Annotated in this window: 15 protein-coding genes; 7 read left to right on the top strand and 8 right to left on the bottom strand. The window is 42.5% G+C overall.

Annotated features, from left to right (window positions below; genetic code table 11):
• Positions 1 to 82 precede the first annotated feature (82 nt).
• The 3 genes from ABFY09_RS07390 (at position 83) to ABFY09_RS07400 (ending at position 3,016) form a co-directional block, all read left to right on the top strand.
• The gene (locus ABFY09_RS07390) at positions 83 to 751 is read left to right on the top strand and encodes a TetR/AcrR family transcriptional regulator (RefSeq protein ID WP_347983662.1); all 669 of its coding nucleotides are present in this window, start codon (positions 83 to 85) and stop codon (positions 749 to 751) included.
• A gap of 77 nt (positions 752 to 828) precedes the next feature.
• Positions 829 to 1,812: an MDR family oxidoreductase gene (locus tag ABFY09_RS07395; RefSeq protein WP_347983663.1), complete on the top strand. Its 984-nt coding sequence runs from the start codon at positions 829 to 831 to the stop codon at positions 1,810 to 1,812.
• Positions 1,813 to 1,858: 46 nt separating this feature from the next.
• Positions 1,859 to 3,016 carry a glycerate kinase gene (locus tag ABFY09_RS07400; RefSeq protein WP_347983664.1) on the top strand — a complete coding sequence of 386 codons (1,158 nt, stop codon included), beginning with the start codon at positions 1,859 to 1,861 and terminating at the stop codon, positions 3,014 to 3,016.
• A 25-nt stretch (positions 3,017 to 3,041) separates the two neighbouring features.
• On the opposite strand, the gene mnmE is transcribed toward ABFY09_RS07400, so the two are convergent.
• From mnmE to rpmH, 4 genes are all read right to left on the bottom strand, one after another.
• Complete coding sequence (gene mnmE / locus ABFY09_RS07405) at positions 3,042 to 4,421, bottom strand: tRNA uridine-5-carboxymethylaminomethyl(34) synthesis GTPase MnmE (protein WP_347983665.1); 1,380 nt, start codon at positions 4,419 to 4,421, stop codon at positions 3,042 to 3,044.
• 134 nt (positions 4,422 to 4,555) lie between these two features.
• Positions 4,556 to 6,205, bottom strand: coding sequence for a membrane protein insertase YidC (gene yidC / locus ABFY09_RS07410; protein WP_347983666.1), 1,650 nt, complete (start codon positions 6,203 to 6,205; stop codon positions 4,556 to 4,558).
• A gap of 94 nt (positions 6,206 to 6,299) precedes the next feature.
• The gene (rnpA, locus tag ABFY09_RS07415) at positions 6,300 to 6,701 is read right to left on the bottom strand and encodes a ribonuclease P protein component (RefSeq protein ID WP_347983667.1); all 402 of its coding nucleotides are present in this window, start codon (positions 6,699 to 6,701) and stop codon (positions 6,300 to 6,302) included.
• Between the two features lie 8 nt (positions 6,702 to 6,709).
• Positions 6,710 to 6,844 carry a 50S ribosomal protein L34 gene (gene rpmH / locus ABFY09_RS07420; RefSeq protein WP_084035504.1) on the bottom strand — a complete coding sequence of 45 codons (135 nt, stop codon included), beginning with the start codon at positions 6,842 to 6,844 and terminating at the stop codon, positions 6,710 to 6,712.
• Positions 6,845 to 7,354: 510 nt separating this feature from the next.
• Here rpmH and dnaA point away from each other — a divergent pair.
• The 4 genes from dnaA (at position 7,355) to gyrB (ending at position 13,658) form a co-directional block, all read left to right on the top strand.
• Positions 7,355 to 8,911: a chromosomal replication initiator protein DnaA gene (gene dnaA / locus ABFY09_RS07425; protein ID WP_347983740.1), complete on the top strand. Its 1,557-nt coding sequence runs from the start codon at positions 7,355 to 7,357 to the stop codon at positions 8,909 to 8,911.
• Between the two features lie 32 nt (positions 8,912 to 8,943).
• Positions 8,944 to 10,041 (top strand): DNA polymerase III subunit beta, encoded by a 1,098-nt coding sequence (dnaN, locus tag ABFY09_RS07430; RefSeq protein ID WP_347983668.1) that lies wholly within the window; start codon positions 8,944 to 8,946, stop codon positions 10,039 to 10,041.
• Positions 10,042 to 10,127: 86 nt separating this feature from the next.
• Positions 10,128 to 11,234 carry a DNA replication/repair protein RecF gene (gene recF / locus ABFY09_RS07435; protein ID WP_347983669.1) on the top strand — a complete coding sequence of 369 codons (1,107 nt, stop codon included), beginning with the start codon at positions 10,128 to 10,130 and terminating at the stop codon, positions 11,232 to 11,234.
• Positions 11,235 to 13,658 carry a DNA topoisomerase (ATP-hydrolyzing) subunit B gene (gene gyrB, locus ABFY09_RS07440; RefSeq protein ID WP_347983670.1) on the top strand — a complete coding sequence of 808 codons (2,424 nt, stop codon included), beginning with the start codon at positions 11,235 to 11,237 and terminating at the stop codon, positions 13,656 to 13,658.
• A 140-nt stretch (positions 13,659 to 13,798) separates the two neighbouring features.
• Here the strand turns inward: gyrB and ABFY09_RS07445 are convergent, their stop codons facing one another.
• The 4 genes from ABFY09_RS07445 to ABFY09_RS07460 form a co-directional block, all read right to left on the bottom strand.
• Positions 13,799 to 14,779, bottom strand: coding sequence for an NAD-dependent epimerase/dehydratase family protein (locus ABFY09_RS07445; RefSeq protein WP_347983671.1), 981 nt, complete (start codon positions 14,777 to 14,779; stop codon positions 13,799 to 13,801).
• A 111-nt stretch (positions 14,780 to 14,890) separates the two neighbouring features.
• The gene (locus ABFY09_RS07450) at positions 14,891 to 15,250 is read right to left on the bottom strand and encodes a MerR family transcriptional regulator (protein WP_347983672.1); all 360 of its coding nucleotides are present in this window, start codon (positions 15,248 to 15,250) and stop codon (positions 14,891 to 14,893) included.
• Between the two features lie 76 nt (positions 15,251 to 15,326).
• Complete coding sequence (locus tag ABFY09_RS07455; RefSeq protein ID WP_347983673.1) at positions 15,327 to 15,914, bottom strand: histidine phosphatase family protein; 588 nt, start codon at positions 15,912 to 15,914, stop codon at positions 15,327 to 15,329.
• A gap of 98 nt (positions 15,915 to 16,012) precedes the next feature.
• Positions 16,013 to 17,659 (bottom strand): pyridoxamine 5'-phosphate oxidase family protein, encoded by a 1,647-nt coding sequence (locus ABFY09_RS07460; protein WP_347983674.1) that lies wholly within the window; start codon positions 17,657 to 17,659, stop codon positions 16,013 to 16,015.
• Positions 17,660 to 17,668: the final 9 nt, after the last annotated feature.

Genomic DNA, 17,668 nt, shown 5'->3' on the forward strand with positions numbered 1-17,668 from the left:
ATAAATCTAGATCCAAATTTGATTTTATTAGACGACTGGTCTAAATTTCTTTGATCTAACTTTTTCCCGATAGGTTATTTTATTGTCCAATTTAGTTGATGAGACACAGATCATGAGTGGTTTGCCAAGTAAACCGCGCCGTGGTCGTCCAAAAAAGCAATCAAGCGGTACATTTGATACTCGCGAGTCTTTATTACGAGCTGGTATGCAAATTTTGACTGAAACAGGCTTTATAAACAGTGGGATTGATCCCATTCTAAAATCAGTTGGTGTTCCAAAAGGTTCTTTTTACCACTACTTTTCCAGTAAAGAAGCTTTCGGTATTGCTGTGCTTGAACGATACAGCCGCTATTTTGAAAACAAGTTAGATAAATTTTTACTGGATGATGCTTTTACGCCTTTGGAGCGGCTACGAAATTTTGCTCAAGACGCTGAAAATGGGATTATTCGTCATGATTTTAAGCGAGGCTGCTTAGTCGGAAATTTAGAACAAGAGTCCATTTTATTGTCGGATATTTTTCGTCAGCGCTTACAAGAAACCTATTTAAGTTGGCAAAATCGCGTCGCGGATTGCTTAGCAGAAGGCCAAAAGCAAAAAGAAGTGACGAGTGAGCAGACTACAGAAGGTATGTCACAAATTTTCTGGATTGGTTGGGAAGGTGCCGTTCATCGTGCTCGATTGGTGAAAAGTACTCAGCCATTATCCGCTTTCTTAGATTTTTTCATACATACAATACAGCAAGGTAAGTAACATTTTTTAGAAGCTAAGTTATCACTTAGCTTTTTTTGATAATTAAATAGACGATCGGTCTAAAATTAGAGGTTTTTATGTTTAAAGGTTTATTAATAACTCAAAAAGACAAACCACAATTATCTCAAGTCGTTGATATAAATGAAGATCAACTGCCTGAAGGCGACGTATTGGTTGATGTTCATTACAGCACATTAAATTATAAAGATGGTTTGGCAATCACAGGTAAAGCGCCTGTTGTACGTTCTTTTCCTATGGTTCCTGGTATTGATTTAGTTGGTCAGGTGAATCATTGCTATTCTACTGCTTTTAACCAAGGTGATTGGGTTTTACTAAATGGGTTTGGTGTCGGTGAAGCCCATTGGGGCGGATTGGCTGAAAAAGCCAAACTCAAAAGTGATTGGTTGATTCCTTTGCCTAAAGGTATAGATCCAAAGCAAGCTATGATGATAGGTACAGCAGGTTATACCGCGATGCTTTCTGTTTTAGCACTTGAAAAACAAGATGTTACACCTGATTTAGGTGAGATATTAGTAACGGGAGCTAATGGTGGTGTGGGAAGTTTTGCGATTCGCTTACTGCATAGACTAGGTTATCGCGTTGTCGCTTCAACTGGGCGAATGGAACAAACAGATTATCTGACGTTTTTAGGAGCCAATGAAATCATCGATCGAGCGACATTATCTGAACCGGGTAAACCGCTTCAAAAAGAGCGTTGGGCTGGCGTTATTGATTGTGTTGGTAGTCATACTCTTGCTAATGCTTGTGCGAGCACTAAATATGGCGGTGTTGTCATTTCTTGCGGACTTGCACAAGGAATGGACTTCCCTGCTTCTGTCGCGCCTTTTATTCTTAGAGGTGTGCGTTTAATTGGTATCGACAGTGTTATGCGACCAAAAGCAGATCGTATTGAAGCATGGCAAAGATTAAGCGAATTACTAACAGTACAAGATTATGATGCCATTAGTACAGAGATCGAATTGGACGATGTCGTAGAAACGGCCTATAAATTGCTTGATGGTAAAGTACGTGGCCGAGTTTTAGTGAAGATTAAAAATTAATAAACGACTTGGCTTCTTCTCTTTAATTGCCGAGAAAAGGACGAATATGAAAATTATTATTGCGCCAGACTCTTTTAAAGAAAGCCTAACGGCTTTAGAAGTTGCTAAGGCTATTGAAATCGGCTTTCGCTATATTTTCCCGGATGGAGAATACATTAAAGTACCTATGGCTGACGGCGGTGAAGGAACCGTTCAATCTATGGTTGATGCCACTCAAGGTTATTTTGTTGATCTTGAAGTGACTGGGCCATTGGGTAATAAAGTCATGGCGCAATACGGTATTTTAGGAGTCAAAGAAGGAGGATTGGCAACCACAGCCGTGATTGAAATGGCTTCGGCTTCTGGTTTGCACTTGGTGCCAAGAGAGCAAAGAAATCCTCTTTACACCACCAGCTTTGGTACAGGTGAACTGATCAAAGACGCGTTAGATCGAGGGATTAAACACATCGTTCTCGGGCTCGGTGGTAGTGCAACGAATGATGCTGGTGCAGGATTAGCACAAGCACTCGGTGTCCAGTTTAAAGATGCTAAAGGTCAAGAACTTGCTTTTGGTGGTGAAGCACTTGCCCAACTCAAGACCATTGATACCTCTCAAATTCACCCTTTATTGTCCCAATGTCAGATAGATGTTGCTTGTGATGTAGATAACCCTTTATGTGGCGGGCGTGGTGCATCTGCTATTTTTGGCCCTCAAAAAGGGGCTACGCCAGAAATTGTCGCTTTGTTAGATAATACTTTGGGATATTTTGCTGATGTTATCGCGGAATCAGGTTTTGAAGATCATCGTTTAGAATCTGGTGCTGGTGCAGCAGGCGGCATGGGGTTAGGTGTAAAAACCTTCTTAAATGCTACCTTAAAACCTGGCATCGAAATTGTCATGGAAACCGTTGGATTCGCGGATACATTAGAAGGCGCGGATTTAGTAATTACAGGTGAAGGGCGAATTGATGGGCAAACGGTTTTTGGTAAAACCCCAATGGGCGTTTTAAAACAAGCCAACCTGAAAAACGTCTCGACCATTGGGATTGCAGGCAGTTTAGGTAAAGACGCTGATGCGATCTTAAGTCATGGAATGTTAGCCATTTTTCCCATTATTCCGGCTTTAGACAGCCTAGATAATGTGTTGGCTCAAGCTGAAGTGAACTTGATTAACTCATCACGAAATATTGCATCCATGCTAAAGCTAGGGCAAAACCTCAGCTAATGGTCATTAACTGAGGTTTTCCAAGTTATTTCCCGATACAGAATGAACCAAAAATGCGCCCAAGCAAATCATCACTGGTGAATGCACCGGTGATTTCGCTTAATGCTTGTTGTGCTTCTTTTAGGTCTTCAGCCAATAACTCCCCTGCTCCGTAGCCATGTAATTGCTCATCACCAGCATCAAGGAATCGCTTCGCTTTGTTAAGCGCTTCTATGTGTCGACGACGGGCAATAAAACCACCTTCTGTGGTGCTGTCGAAGCCCATAACAGCTTTTAAATGTTCCGTCAGATCAGAAACACCCTCACCTGTTTTTGCTGATAGAGAGACCACAGAGACGTCTTGAACAGTTTCTATACCAGTACTTTCTTTGGTCAAATCTACTTTATTACGTACCAGTGTTAAATGGCTGGTATCACCAAGTTTTTCCATAAACTCAGGCCAGATTTCATTTGGGTCTTTCGAATCAATGGATTGGCTGTCGAGCATCATCAAAATGCGATCGGCTTTATTGATTTCGTCCCATGCGCGCTGAATACCAATGCGCTCCACTTCGTCTGGACTATCTCGTAAACCTGCAGTATCTATGATGTGCAAAGGCATGCCATCAAGGTGAATATGTTCACGTAAAACATCACGAGTTGTGCCTTCAATGTTAGTGACAATGGCAGATTCTTTACCTGATAAAGCATTCAATAAGCTGGATTTACCAGCATTTGGGCGGCCAGCGATAACAACGTTCATACCTTCACGAATCAAAGCGCCTTGATTGGCTTCTTTCAGGACGGTTTGTAACTTTGCTTGAATACCAGAAAGTTCGCTGGCGACTTTGCCGTCGCCAATAAAATCGATTTCTTCTTCAGGAAAATCAATTGCCGCTTCTACGTAAATTCGTAGATGAATTAAGGCTTCAACCAATTCTTCGACACGCTTAGAGAAGGCTCCTTGTAAAGAACGTAAAGCACATTTTGCGGCTTGCTCTGAAGTACTGTCGATTAAATCTGCAATGGCTTCTGCTTGGGTTAAGTCCATTTTGTCGTTCATGAAAGCTCGTTCAGAGAATTCACCTGGACGCGCCAAACGGGCACCAAGCGCCACACAATGGCTTAACAGCATGTCCATAATAACGGGGCCGCCATGACCTTGAAGTTCAAAAACGTCTTCACCCGTAAAGGAGTTTGGCCCTGGGAAATACAAAGCCAATCCCATATCAAGCTGCTCGCTATTTGCGTCTCTAAATGGCATATAATGGGCATAACGAGGAGTTGGTTCAAAGCCAACAATTTGTTTCGCGATTGCTAGGCTTTTTGGCCCTGATAAACGAATTATCCCTACGCCACCTCGGCCAGGAGCGGTGGCTTGCGCGGCAATAGTGTCTTGGTCTGTGGCGTATTGGAAATCAGTCATAATTAAACTCTGTGCGGTAAAACAGGAATATTAGCCATTGTCCGTTAGCAAGGAAGTGATGGCAATCTAAACGTAAAAAAGGCCTCCTAAAGGAAGCCTTTTCTTATCAAAACTTAATGTCACTCTTTGGTGTATTAGGCTTCTTTTTCAATGCGTTTGGTAATGATGTACTGCTGTACAATCGACAAAGTATTGTTACATACCCAGTACAGAACCAAACCAGATGGGAACCATAAAAAGAAGAAAGTAAATGCGATTGGCATGATCTTCATGATTCTAGCTTGCATTGGATCTGGCGGTGTTGGGTTCAGCATTTGTTGTCCCAACATACTCACACCCATCAAAATAGGCAGTACAAAGAATGGGTCCATTGCTGACAAGTCATTAATCCATAAGAAGAATGGTGCATGACGTAGTTCAACCGACTCCATTAATACCCAGTATAGAGAAAGGAAAACTGGCATTTGTACTAAGATAGGTAAGCAGCCACCCAACGGATTAATTTTTTCTTTCTTATACAAAGACATCATTTCTTGCGACATTTTCTGACGGTCATCGCCATACTGTTCTTTCAGCTTGGCAATTTCAGGTCCGAATTTACGCATTTTGGCCATAGAGCGGTAACTTGCTGCAGAAAGCTTGAAGAAGATGGCTTTCACACATACTACGATCAAGATGATAGCCACACCCCAGTTGATCACAACAGATTGAATTGCTGTTAGTAACCAGAATAAAGGCTTAGCCAACCACCATAACCAACCGTAATCTACGGTTAAGTCTAGGTTTTCAGCTGTCTCTTCAAGTTGATCTTGTAGTTTTGGACCAACGTAAAACGTAGATGCCAAAGTACCTTGTTTACCTGGTGCAATTTCAACTGCTGAACCTGTAAAGCCAATAATGTTGAAACCATTATTTGTACGAGCTTGCAGTGTTACTTTTTGGCCTTGCTCAGGAACCCAAGCAGAAACAAAGTAATGTTGTAAGATAGCGACCCAACCCTGAGTAGTTGATTTCTTAACAGGATCTTCTTCCATGTCAGAAAAAGAGATCTTGTTGTACTTATTTTCTTCATCAGAAATCGCGCCACCAAGGTAAGGCTGTAACCCCATACCACTTGCTTGGCTTGGATCTTCTGAATTATCACGTTTAATTTGAGCAAATAAGTTACCAATCCAAACATCGGAAGAAGCATTATCAACGGTAATTAGCTGACGAATACGGTATTTACCTTTCGTGAAGCGGAAGGTTTTGGTGTATTTCACGCCTTTTACGTCTGTGTAATACAGGTTCACATCAAGAGAATCTTCACCATCCATCAAACTATAGGATGTTTGCTCTGATTGATAAACCGGGCGACCTTCTGTTGAAGCGTCTGGACCGTTTTTACCAATCAAACCACTTTGCGTAATATAAGTACGTTCAGTGTTGTCTTCTAAGATGACGAAAGAGTCGGGCTGGCCTAATTCTTTTTTGTAATTCAGCAATGCTGCTTTAACAAGGTCACCACCAATCGGGTTAATAGCAACACGAAGCATATCGGTTGTTACTTCAATGAGCTTTCCTGGTGCAACAGTGGTTACATTCTGAGGAATTTCGGCATTGGTGTCGGTTGTGCTTTGAGATGCTAAAGGCAAATCATCGCTAACTTGAGAGTTTGTTTCGGTTTGAGTGCTTTGAGCTACGCTTTGAGTCGACTGAGGACCATAATCTTGGCTCCACTGTAAAAACAGCAGGTAGCCACTGATAAAAAGCGCACCCCATAAAAAGTAACGTCTGAAATCCATGGTATTCAACTAATTTGTTTGGTTGGACAATAGGTTCAGAGAACCCTGATTAAAATCACGCGTTATTAAAACAGCCTTTGGCAGTTTTTTCAGCCTATTTTTGCTTAGAGTGCTCGCGTTTTTTATTTTGAGATGGTTTTAGCGCTTTTTTTGCTAGTTGGCTCCATGCTTTATCGAGTCGACTGTGCAAATTAGGGTTATCCAGCTCTTTGATTCCTTGGCGCGCCAAGAAAACAATATCGAGACCTGCAAGAGGGTTTTTATGGTGACGAAAAGAATCACGCACCAAACGTTTGATACGATTCCTGCCTACAGCGCGTTTATCCGTTTTTTTAGGCACAATAAGACCTAACCGAGTTTGGTTATCATCTCTTTTTCGTGCTAACAAAAGGAATTCGCCTGCAAAGACTTTTGCGGAGGTGTTATTAAAGACTGATTGATAATCCCCGGCATTCAGAAGTCTGACATGCCGGGGAAAACAATAATCATCGGTCATCAGCGTGTTTATGCGCTTAATACCTTACGGCCGCGAGCACGACGACGAGCGACGATTTGACGTCCGCTTTTAGTAGCCATACGAGCACGGAATCCGTGGTTACGTTTGCGTTTTAAAACGCTAGGTTGGAAAGTTCTTTTCATCGTTCTTCTCTCACTGAAGCAGTGTTTCAGTTTTGAGGGTTAGCGGTCGCCAAGCCTCTACATTTGATTGTTAAATCAGGGCGCGGATTTTAGAGCCTTTCCCCAGTAAATTCAATGCTTAACCTCGTTATTTTGTTAAATAAATAGGCACACAATCCATTACATGCTTATGCACAGACTTTTACCCCTTTAGTGGATAAAAAATTTTAAAAATCAAAAATATATCCACAGCTTCCGTTTTTTTTGAATTAATATGTATAAAAATCAGAGGGTTATTTTTAATATTTTTTGTGAGTAAGTTAAAAATAACAAAATTTTAAGTGTGCATAACCTAGTGCTTTATGCACAAAATATATTTTTTATCTACTGATGTGTATAACTTTAGGTGTTATAAACATTTTCTCGTGGAAGAAGTGTTTTGCTTTTATTCCATTTATATGTGGATAACTTAAATTGTCCGATGTAAAATCCGCTTCTTATCTGCCATTCAACTCAAGGAGTACGTCTACAGTGTCTTTGGAGCATTGGGATCTTTGTCTGCAGCGTTTGCAGGGGGAGTTTTCCACATCTCAGTTCAACACCTGGATTCGTCCATTACAGGCTGAAATGATGCCTAACGGAGAGTTGTGCCTAAGTGCGCCGAACCGATTTGTGTTGGATTGGGTGAGCAATAAATATCAAACGCGCATTAAAGAGCTATTGTCCGAATTTGCTGGCGATGGTCTTGCCCCTACATTAAAGCTTGAAGTCAAAGCGCAAAGTTTTGCACAAGCAGGCTCTATGTCACCGCCTCCTCCACCTGCTTCGAATGAACCCAGCCCTAGCCCTTTAAATAATGAAGTGGCGAGAGAGTCTGGCTATCGTCCTGGTTTTGGTTTAATGGATGATGAAGAAGGTACGCCTCACGCGGACCTTGAGTTTGAAGCACCGCTTACTCTTTCACCAACAGGCAAAGGACTCAGTGGTGATCTTGAACCTTATGAGCAAGGACAGCTGCCTTTGTCAGCGCCGAAGCGTAAGGTACAAGTAGAAGGTGGTATTAATCACGGAGCCAACCTGAATAACTCATTTACCTTTGATAACTTTGTTGAAGGTAAATCGAACCAGCTAGCTCATGCTGCCGCATTGCAAGTAGCAGAAAATCCAGGTGGTGCTTATAACCCACTCTTTATTTACGGTGGCGTTGGTCTGGGTAAAACTCACTTAATGCAAGCCGTTGGTACAGAGCTAATGCGCCATAACCCGAATGCGAAAGTGGTTTATCTGCATTCGGAGCGTTTTGTGGCGGACATGGTTAAAGCGTTGCAATTAAACGCCATTAATGACTTTAAACGTTACTATCGTTCAGTTGATGCTTTATTGATTGATGATATCCAGTTTTTTGCGGGTAAAGACCGAACACAAGAAGAATTTTTCCATACCTTCAACGCTTTGCTAGAAGGTGGTCAGCAAATGATTCTGACTTGTGACCGCTACCCGAAAGAAATTCAAGGTTTAGAAGACCGTTTGAAATCCCGCTTTGGTTGGGGATTAACGGTTGCTATTGAGCCGCCAGAACTGGAAACACGAGTTGCAATCTTAATGCGCAAAGCAGATGAAAGTGGTATTAAGTTATCCTATGATTCTGCTTTCTTTATCGCGCAGAAAATACGTTCTAATGTGCGAGAATTAGAAGGTGCTTTGAAACGTGTAATTGCCAACTCTCATTTTACGGGAAGAGCAATTACGCCAGATTTTGTCCGTGAATCATTAAAAGATCTTTTGGCCTTGCAAGATAAGTTGGTGAACATTGATAATATCCAACGAATTGTGGCGGAATATTACAAAATTAAGATCAGTGATTTGCTGTCTAAACGTCGAAGTCGTTCAGTTGCTCGCCCTCGCCAAGTGGCCATGTCATTAGCGAAAGAGCTTACGAATCACAGTTTGCCAGAAATTGGTGATGCATTTGGTGGTCGTGACCATACGACAGCCTTGCATGCGATTCGTAAAATTAAAGAACTGCAAGATACCGATTCCGATATCCGTGAAGATTACAAACAATTAATGCGAATTCTGACCACTTGATGGTCTAAGACTTTGAGTTTACGAGGAAAATAATGAAATTTTCAGTCGTCCGCGAGACACTTCTCAAGCCACTACAACTCGTAGCAGGTGTGGTAGAGCGCAAACAAACAATGCCAGTCTTGGCCAATGTTTTGGTAGAAGTTAAAGACCAAGTACTGACTTTAACTGGCTCAGATTTAGAAGTAGAGTTGATTGGCCATGTGCCACTAGATGAGTGTGAAGAAGGTCGTATTACGGTTCCTGCTCGTAAGCTAATGGATATTTGCAAAAGCCTACCAGACAGTGCTGTGATTGAGTTTACATTGGATGACCAAAAAGCCGTCATTCGTTCTGGCCGTTCACGTTTTAGTTTATCTACATTGCCCGCTGATGAATTCCCGAACATTCAAGACATGCAAGGTGACTTAACGGTTGCGATTGCACAAAACAGCGTACGCCGTTTAATCGACCGTACGGGTTTTGCTATGGCGAACCAAGACGTTCGTTATTACCTAAATGGCATGTTGCTAGAAGTAGCAGATGGCCAATTGCGCGTTGTTGCAACTGACGGACACCGCTTAGCAACAGCGGTTGAAGATGCTCAAGTATCTGGTGATTTGACGCAAGTTATTATGCCTCGTAAAGGCGTTTTAGAATTGAATCGCTTATTAAGCGATACAGATGATGTTGTTGAGTTATCAATAGGTACAAATCACATTCGTGCAAAAGTAGCGGATTATATTTTCACCTCTAAGCTGGTGGACGGTAAATTCCCTGATTATCATCGAGTGATTCCACGTAATAATGAGAAAATCGTCATTGCGGATCGTTTAGAGCTTCGCCAAGTATTCCTACGCGCTTCTATTTTATCGAATGAGAAATACCGCGGTGTTCGTCTGATTCTTTCCAATGGCATGTTGCAAGTGTTTGCGAACAACCCAGAGCAAGAAGAAGCAGAAGAATCCGTATTGGTTCAATATCAAGGCGATAACATCGAAGTAGGTTTTAATGTCGGTTACTTGCTTGATGTTCTTGGCGTTGTCGATACGCAAGAAGTACGCTTGTCATTAAACGATGCAAACAGCAGTGCTTTGATCGAAGAAGCTCAAAGCCATGCAGCACAATACGTTGTGATGCCAATGCGTCTCTAATAAGATGAATGAGCCCCCCCCGTTTGGCGTTTTATAACGTTAAAAGCCAAACGGGTCTTCCCTATCCTGATTAAGGTTTAAGCGTTATGCCACTGGTGCGTCTGGACATTTCTCATGTTCGCAACCTTTCAAGTGTGCGTTTTGAACCTTCACCTCAAGTAAATGTGATTGTTGGCAAAAATGGCAGTGGAAAAACTTCCATATTAGAAGCGATTCATCTGTTGTCTTTCGGCCGTTCTTTCCGTAGTCACAAACATAAAACCTACATTCAGCATGAAACAGAACATTGTTTGGTGTTTGCTCAGTTACATCAAGAGCATGGCAGTCCAATCCCCGTTGGTTTGCAGCGTCACCGTGATGGTCAAATTGATGTGCGTATTCAAGGTCAACGGGCGCAATCGGTTGTTGAGCTTGCCGAACGTCTTCCAGTACAGCTAATTAATCCTGATACTTTCCAATTATTAGAAGGTTCACCCAGCATCCGACGCCAATTTATCGACTGGGGAGCCTTCCATTTCGATAAAGATTTCATTCAGGCGTGGCGAGGGTGGCAAAAAGCATTAAAACAGCGGAATACCTTGCTCAGACGTGGTAAAATGTCGGACAGTTTATTAGCGGCATTCGATCAAGAATTAATTCGTCTTGGCGAGCAAGTGAACGAGTCTCGAAAAGCCTACGTTGAAAAGCTAATACCGCATTTTGTTCAGGTATTATCTTTATTAACAACTGAGCTCTCAGTCGATTTACAGTTTTTTCAAGGCTGGGATTCGCAGAAAAGCTTACAAATGGCAGTTGAGGCTGGACGTAGCCGAGATATTGAACTTGGTTACACTCATACTGGCCCGCAAAGAGCTGATTTAAGAGTAAAAACCCCAACGGGTGATGCGTTAGATACGCTGTCTCGTGGACAGCTTAAACTTGTGGTTTCAGCACTCAAAATTGCCCAAGGGCAATTGCTGATCGACATGGGGCGTCCTTTGGTGTTTTTGGTCGATGATTTGCCCGCTGAGTTAGACGCTAATCACAGACAGAAGCTCTGTCAGTTGTTGGAGTCGTTAGAGAGTCAAATTTTTATTACCAGTGTTGAGCCTGATACAACCGATTTTACTTGGGCCAACACAACAGACGTTCGCCAGTTTTTAATGAATAATGGCGAGCTGTCTTTATTGAGCAATGGTTTGCAGGAGAGTTAAATGAGTGAAAATAATTACGATTCGTCCAGTATCAAGGTGCTCAAAGGGCTAGATGCCGTACGTAAACGACCAGGAATGTACATTGGTGATACAGACGACGGTACTGGTTTGCACCACATGGTATTCGAAGTAGTCGATAATTCCATTGACGAAGCGTTAGCAGGTCACTGTGACACCATTACTGTTCTCATTCATCCAGACGAATCGATTTCTGTATCTGATAACGGCCGTGGTATCCCAGTCGATATGCATGAAGAAGAAGGCGTTTCCGCCGCCGAAGTTATCATGACGGTATTGCATGCCGGCGGTAAATTTGACGATAACTCTTATAAAGTATCTGGCGGTTTGCACGGTGTAGGTGTTTCGGTTGTAAATGCCCTATCTGAAAGTTTGACTCTGACTATTCGTAAGAATGGCAAAATCTACGAACAAAATTATGTACATGGTGTGCCACAAGCGCCATTGGCGATCGTTGGCGATACTGACGGCGCTGGTACAACGGTTCACTTCAAACCTTCAGCTGAGACCTTCAGCAATATTCTTTTCATCTACGATATTTTGGCGAAACGTCTTCGTGAACTATCATTCCTAAACTCTGGTGTGGCGATTCACTTGAAAGATGAGCGCAGCGGCAAAGAAGAATTCTTTAACTATGAAGGTGGTTTGCGTTCGTTTGTTGAGCATTTGAACACCAACAAAACGCCGATCAATGACATTTTTCACTTCATTTGCCAACGTGATGACCTAGAAGACGGTATCGCAGTAGAAGTGGCATTGCAGTGGAACGAAGGCTTCCAAGAAAACATTTATTGTTACACCAACAACATTCCTCAGCGCGATGGTGGAACACACTTAGCCGGCTTTCGTGGTGCTTTGACGCGTACTCTAAACAACTTCATTGAAAGTGAAGGCTTGGCGAAGAAGCAAAAAGTTGCAACAACAGGTGATGACAGCCGTGAAGGTTTAACAGCCATTGTGTCTGTGAAAGTACCAGATCCTAAATTCTCTTCTCAAACTAAAGACAAGCTGGTTTCCTCTGAAGTGAAAACCGCCGTTGAGCAAGAAATGGCGAAACGTTTTGCTGAATATCTTCTTGAGAAGCCAAACGAAGCGAAAATCATCGTCAACAAAATGATCGATGCCGCTCGTGCTCGTGAAGCCGCGCGTCGTGCTCGAGATATGACGCGTCGTAAAGGCGCATTGGACATTGCTGGTTTACCAGGTAAATTGGCCGACTGCCAGGAAAAAGACCCAGCGCTTTCTGAAATCTACCTAGTGGAGGGTGATTCCGCTGGAGGTTCTGCTAAGCAAGGTCGTGATCGTCGTACGCAAGCGATTTTGCCACTTAAAGGTAAAATCCTAAACGTCGAGAAGGCACGTTTTGACAAGATGTTATCTTCAGCAGAAGTCGGCACGCTGATTACCGCTTTAGGTTGCGGTATTGGCCGTGATGAATTCAACGCAGACAAACTTCGTTACCACAGCATCGTTATCATGACCGATGCCGATGTGGATGGATCGCACATTCGTACCCTACTTTTGACTTTCTTCTTCCGTCAAATGCCAGAGATCATCGAACGTGGTCATATCTTCATTGCTCAACCGCCTTTGTTCAAAATCAAACGTGGTAAGCAAGAGCAGTACATCAAAGATGAAGCGGCCTTGGATCAACACCTGATCGAAGTGGCTTTGGATGGGGCTCACATGCACGTAAACGAAGATGCTCCAGGCATTCAGGGTGAACCATTAGCGAAACTGGTTCGCGATTACATCAAAATTGAAGCAGACCTAGAACGTTTGGCTCGTGTGTATCCAAAAGATGTTATGAGTAAACTTCTGTATTGCAAACCACTTACTCAAGAAGATTTAGTGAAAGAAGATTTTGTTGCAGAATGGGTTGAAGCGATTCGTAGCCAAATGCCACAAGATGCGCGTACAGGCTTCCGTTTTGACTTCTCTGTTGAGAAAGACGAAGAGCGTAATATCTTCTTACCCGTTGTCGATATCATGTCTCACGGCGTATCAAACCGTTACCGCTTTGAAGGCACTTTCTTCAACTCGCCGGAGTACAAGCGCATCGTGACCATGGCAGAAACTGTTGAAGAATTGTTTGGTGATGAGTCTTATATTCAACGTGGTGAACGTCGTGAGCCAGTTAGCACAATCAGTGATATGAAAGCCTGGTTGATGAAAGAAGCGTCTCGTGGCATGACCATCCAACGATATAAAGGATTAGGTGAGATGAACCCAGAGCAACTTTGGGAAACCACAATGGACCCAGATGCTCGTCGTATGCTTCGCGTTACCATCGACGATGCTGTTGCCGCTGACCAAATGTTCACCACATTAATGGGTGACGAAGTGGAACCACGCCGTAACTTCATCCAAGACAACGCTTTAAGCGTCGCCAACCTAGACGTTTAATCGCCTTAAGGTTGAATCAAAAAAGCGGTTAGAGTGAAGACTCTAACCTCTTTTTTTGTGTCTTAAGATTATAAATACATCACTTTCATGTAGGGCAGATTACGGTCGTTCCTCCCTCATCTGTCCTACGTATTTAGGCCTCAACGATTCTCTAAGTATTTGAACGTGTCTACTAAAGTGTCGTGTGGTGTTTTAGGCTGGTAGCCGAGTTCTTTTTTGGCTTTTGAGATGTCATATTCTTGTTTCACGTTGAAGAACATGGTGACTTGGCTGGCGATCAGTTCGGCAGGCTTGCCGGTAATTTTTGCGCCTAACCCCAATACTCCTGATAAAACGTATAACAACCACTTCGGAAAAAAAGGTGGAGTTTTAACTTTAAGGCCAATGGATTTCGCGGCCGTTAGAATTTCCTCTAAAGAAGAGGAATGATCGTTGGCGAGAATATAGCGTTCGCCAGATGTGCCCTTTTCGGTCGCGGCCATCATGCCTTTTGCGACGTCACTAGGATCAACGAAGTTAAAAAAGAAGCTCGGGTTCATCGCCAGTTTATTGGTACGGATATTATCAATAAATTGCATGGTATCAGTTAAACGGCCGATGTTTGCGCCAACCATGGCAGAAGGCAGCACGGAAACCATCCACAGGTTATATTGTTTCGCTAGCTGCCATGCTCTTTTCTCAGATTCAATTTTGGAACGATAATAAGGATTAGATAAATCGTCATTCCAATTCTTTTCGGTTAATAATGTACCGTCGTGGCCAATAGCGGCAACAGAGCTCACATAAATTACTTTCTTTACTTTAGCTTTTGCAGCAGCTGCGAGCACAATTTCTGTACCTCGAATGTTTGCCTGAACAATTTCTTCTTCAGGATCTTTCGCCCAATGTTTAAACACCGCGGCGACATGATAAAGCACATCCACACCAAGTAAGGCCTTCTCCATGGAATCTTGATCTAGCATGTTGGCTTCAACGAGCTGGCAGTCTAAACCTGAAAAGATGCCTGCAGTTTTGCTGTCTCGTACGCCTGCACGAACCGTGTCACCTTTTTTAAGAAGTTCTCGTACGAGGTTGTTGCCTAAGTGGCCGTTTGCGCCTGTTACTAAGCTGATATTTGCCATTGTATTTATCCTTTATAAGTTACGATAAATAGAATGGTAAACCCGACCCTGAAGGGACGAGTCAACCTAGGTTTCAATATATTTTTTGTTTGGAATGATGGGGGTTGTAATTTAAGTGCCTGAGAAGACTTTTTGTAGCTCTGCTTGGAGGGATTTTAGTCCGCTGTCTTTTGCTCTTAAGGCTTGTTGTTCTGCTTTGATTTGATCTCTTTTACTGGTTATCAAATCATTGGCGAGATCAAGAGGAAAGCTCTGTTGTGCTTCTTTAGCAATGACCAAGGGCATTAATTCAGCCAGTTTAATCCCTAAACTTTGAGCCCGTTTTATGAGGGATATGACGACGATATGGTTTTGATCGTAAACTCGATAACTTCCAGATCGCTTAACATGGCGCAGCAATCCGATGTCTTCGTAGTGAAGAATGGCTTTTCTTGATGCGCCCGTTAATTGGCTTACCTTTCCTATATACATACTCGATCGCCTCAAATACAGAGACTTTCATGTTATGGCTAAGTATTTATTAACTCAAGACTTCTGGTTATTCATATTATATTTGCTCAGAATTATTTGGATCAGACAAAATGATGTATTCGCCATTTTTAGGGTCAGGTAAGGATGATAAATCATTGAGCGGTGTGGATTTATAGTAGGCGACAGCGGCTTTGATGGCGATCCAATGGGATACAATCAATATGTTCTTTCCCTTCTCTTTTGAAAAAATCGCCTGTAATTCAGAGACGACTCGCTCTTGTAGTTGTTGGTAGGTTTCTGCGCCGGCTAAATTGAATTTGTCTTGTTCTTGCCAAAAGTAATGGTATTGCTGAGGGTCAGATAACAAGGTTTCTGTCTTTGTTTTTCCTTCCCAAGGCCCAAGATTGATTTCTTTTAAGTTGTTTGAAATAACGACATCTATATCTTGTTGATCAATGATGAGTGCGAGAGTGTCTTGAGCTCGCTGTAAAGGGCTAACATAGGCTTTATGTATCTCATAGTCTTTTAAAGCTTGTCTCGCCTTTATCGCTTGTTCTTGGCCTTCTTTTGTTAGAGGTGAATTCTTATGGCCTTGCAGGCGATGCTCTTTATTCCACTCGGTTTGGCCGTGTCTAACTAGGAATATATTGGTAACTGCTGACATTTTTGTTCTGCTTTCTATTGGCTAGTAAAGGTAAAACGGCGCTCTTAGGCGCCGTTTTGTCTGCTCGTAATATCATGCTAAGTGATGATTATATTAACTTAAAAACTTTCATAGTAAATAGAGGATCGTTTTGCTCCGAGAGCTTCCAGTTCAGAGGTTAAATGATTCAAGAAGCTTGTTGGGCCGCAAAGATAGAAGTCTGCATTCAGATCGGGAACATAATGTTTAATCAGCTCTGCATTTATTCGGCCTTCTCGGTCGTAGTCTTTGCCAAGAATATCTTGTTCATTCGGCTGACTAAAAACAACATCCAATTGCAGGGCTTGATGCTGGTGCTGACAGGCTCTTACTTCATTGAGCAAAGGGACATTTTTGCCATTACGTGCTCCATAAAGAAAGAACACTGGCCATGACTTCTGTGTTTGAGTTAGCGAGTACAACATACTCATTAGTGGTGTGATACCAATGCCTGCGCTGATCAACATGATTGGTCTAGCAGGATATTTTAGAGTGAAATCACCACTGGGCTTTCGAGCTTCAATAATATCACCGACTTTAATGGTGTCATGTAAGTAGCTGGAACCTATGCCTTTTTCTTCCCGTTTCACACTGATGCGGTAGTGATCATCCATTGGTGAGTTAGAAAGGGAGTAAGTGCGTTCTATGGAAGACTTCCCTTCAAATACAGGCAGTGTTATTGGCAAATGCTGTCCTGCGTAAAAGCGAGGCAATGTATTCTCAGTAAGATGGAATGCAGTCAATTCAAATGAAGTAACAGATTCACTTTCAATTACTTTATTGGATACACGCAGACCACCTTTGATGTTATTAGCCAAACTCCAGCGTAAGGGCAAGATGGCTTTTAATTCGACGATCTCATCTATTTCAATGTTTAGCAGACGATGAGCGCCAGGGTGTTCTTGAATCTTATCAGAGTCCCAATCCACTTCGGCTCGCCCTGTTATTTGCAACATATTGCCTTTTTCAAAATCCAGAAACAGCAAACCGACTAAAGGGTTGAGAATAAGGTTTCCGATGGTATTGAAAAAGTTATTGCCTGAATAATCGGGCAGTACTAATTGGCGTTCATTGAGTACTTTCATAAAACCGGGCGAGCCACCTCGATGGGAAGCGTCCATACCATTTGATCTATGCTCGCCTTCTTCCTTGTAACCACTGCCAATAAACAAAGTATCGGCACAAGCAATCCACTTTTGCATGGATTCGGTTAATACGCTGTGACGCGTTGAGCTCATATCATCAACATTCGTTTCAGCATATTTCCAGGTACGCTCTGAAATATATTGAGGACAATTACCAAAGGATTGAGAAACTTCAAAGGTAATGCCTTTGCCATCATTTTTGGCGATAGAGCCAGTTGCCCTATTACGACGACGATTACCCAACTCAATACCAATAAGACCAATATCGGCACCTTCTACAAATGCCTCTTCTAAGGCATCGCCTTGAATTGGTTGCGTAGCAAAATGCAATGTTTTGTCATCGGGGAAATGCATAAAACCTTGTTTACCTGCTAATAACGTAACCCAAGGTTTGCCTTGTGAATCTAGTGCAGACACCACGGCAAAAGGCAACTCACTGAAAAAGAGTCTATGTTGCTCAATAAAGAAAGGACGAACAACTTTGGCTCCCCAATGAGCCATTTCTTCATACATTCCGACATGCTTCTGCACTTGTATTTCGCCTTTGTGGAAAGCAGAAGTCGTTTTTTTGGGGAGCGTCATATGAGTTTC

The sequence above is a fragment of the Marinomonas sp. 5E14-1 genome (assembly GCF_039939215.1).
In the GTDB taxonomy this organism is placed as follows: domain Bacteria; phylum Pseudomonadota; class Gammaproteobacteria; order Pseudomonadales; family Marinomonadaceae; genus Marinomonas.

Coding starts and splice junctions, on each gene's coding strand:
- ABFY09_RS07395 (WP_347983663.1), top strand. CDS start 829: ATGTTTAAAGGTTTATTAATAACTCAAAAAGACAAACCACAATTATCT.
- ABFY09_RS07455 (WP_347983673.1), bottom strand. CDS start 15,914: ATGTCAGCAGTTACCAATATATTCCTAGTTAGACACGGCCAAACCGAG.
- ABFY09_RS07460 (WP_347983674.1), bottom strand. CDS start 17,659: ATGACGCTCCCCAAAAAAACGACTTCTGCTTTCCACAAAGGCGAAATA.
- gyrB (WP_347983670.1), top strand. CDS start 11,235: ATGAGTGAAAATAATTACGATTCGTCCAGTATCAAGGTGCTCAAAGGG.
- ABFY09_RS07450 (WP_347983672.1), bottom strand. CDS start 15,250: ATGTATATAGGAAAGGTAAGCCAATTAACGGGCGCATCAAGAAAAGCC.
- yidC (WP_347983666.1), bottom strand. CDS start 6,205: ATGGATTTCAGACGTTACTTTTTATGGGGTGCGCTTTTTATCAGTGGC.
- recF (WP_347983669.1), top strand. CDS start 10,128: ATGCCACTGGTGCGTCTGGACATTTCTCATGTTCGCAACCTTTCAAGT.
- dnaN (WP_347983668.1), top strand. CDS start 8,944: ATGAAATTTTCAGTCGTCCGCGAGACACTTCTCAAGCCACTACAACTC.
- ABFY09_RS07445 (WP_347983671.1), bottom strand. CDS start 14,779: ATGGCAAATATCAGCTTAGTAACAGGCGCAAACGGCCACTTAGGCAAC.
- rpmH (WP_084035504.1), bottom strand. CDS start 6,844: ATGAAAAGAACTTTCCAACCTAGCGTTTTAAAACGCAAACGTAACCAC.
- mnmE (WP_347983665.1), bottom strand. CDS start 4,421: ATGACTGATTTCCAATACGCCACAGACCAAGACACTATTGCCGCGCAA.
- ABFY09_RS07400 (WP_347983664.1), top strand. CDS start 1,859: ATGAAAATTATTATTGCGCCAGACTCTTTTAAAGAAAGCCTAACGGCT.
- rnpA (WP_347983667.1), bottom strand. CDS start 6,701: ATGACCGATGATTATTGTTTTCCCCGGCATGTCAGACTTCTGAATGCC.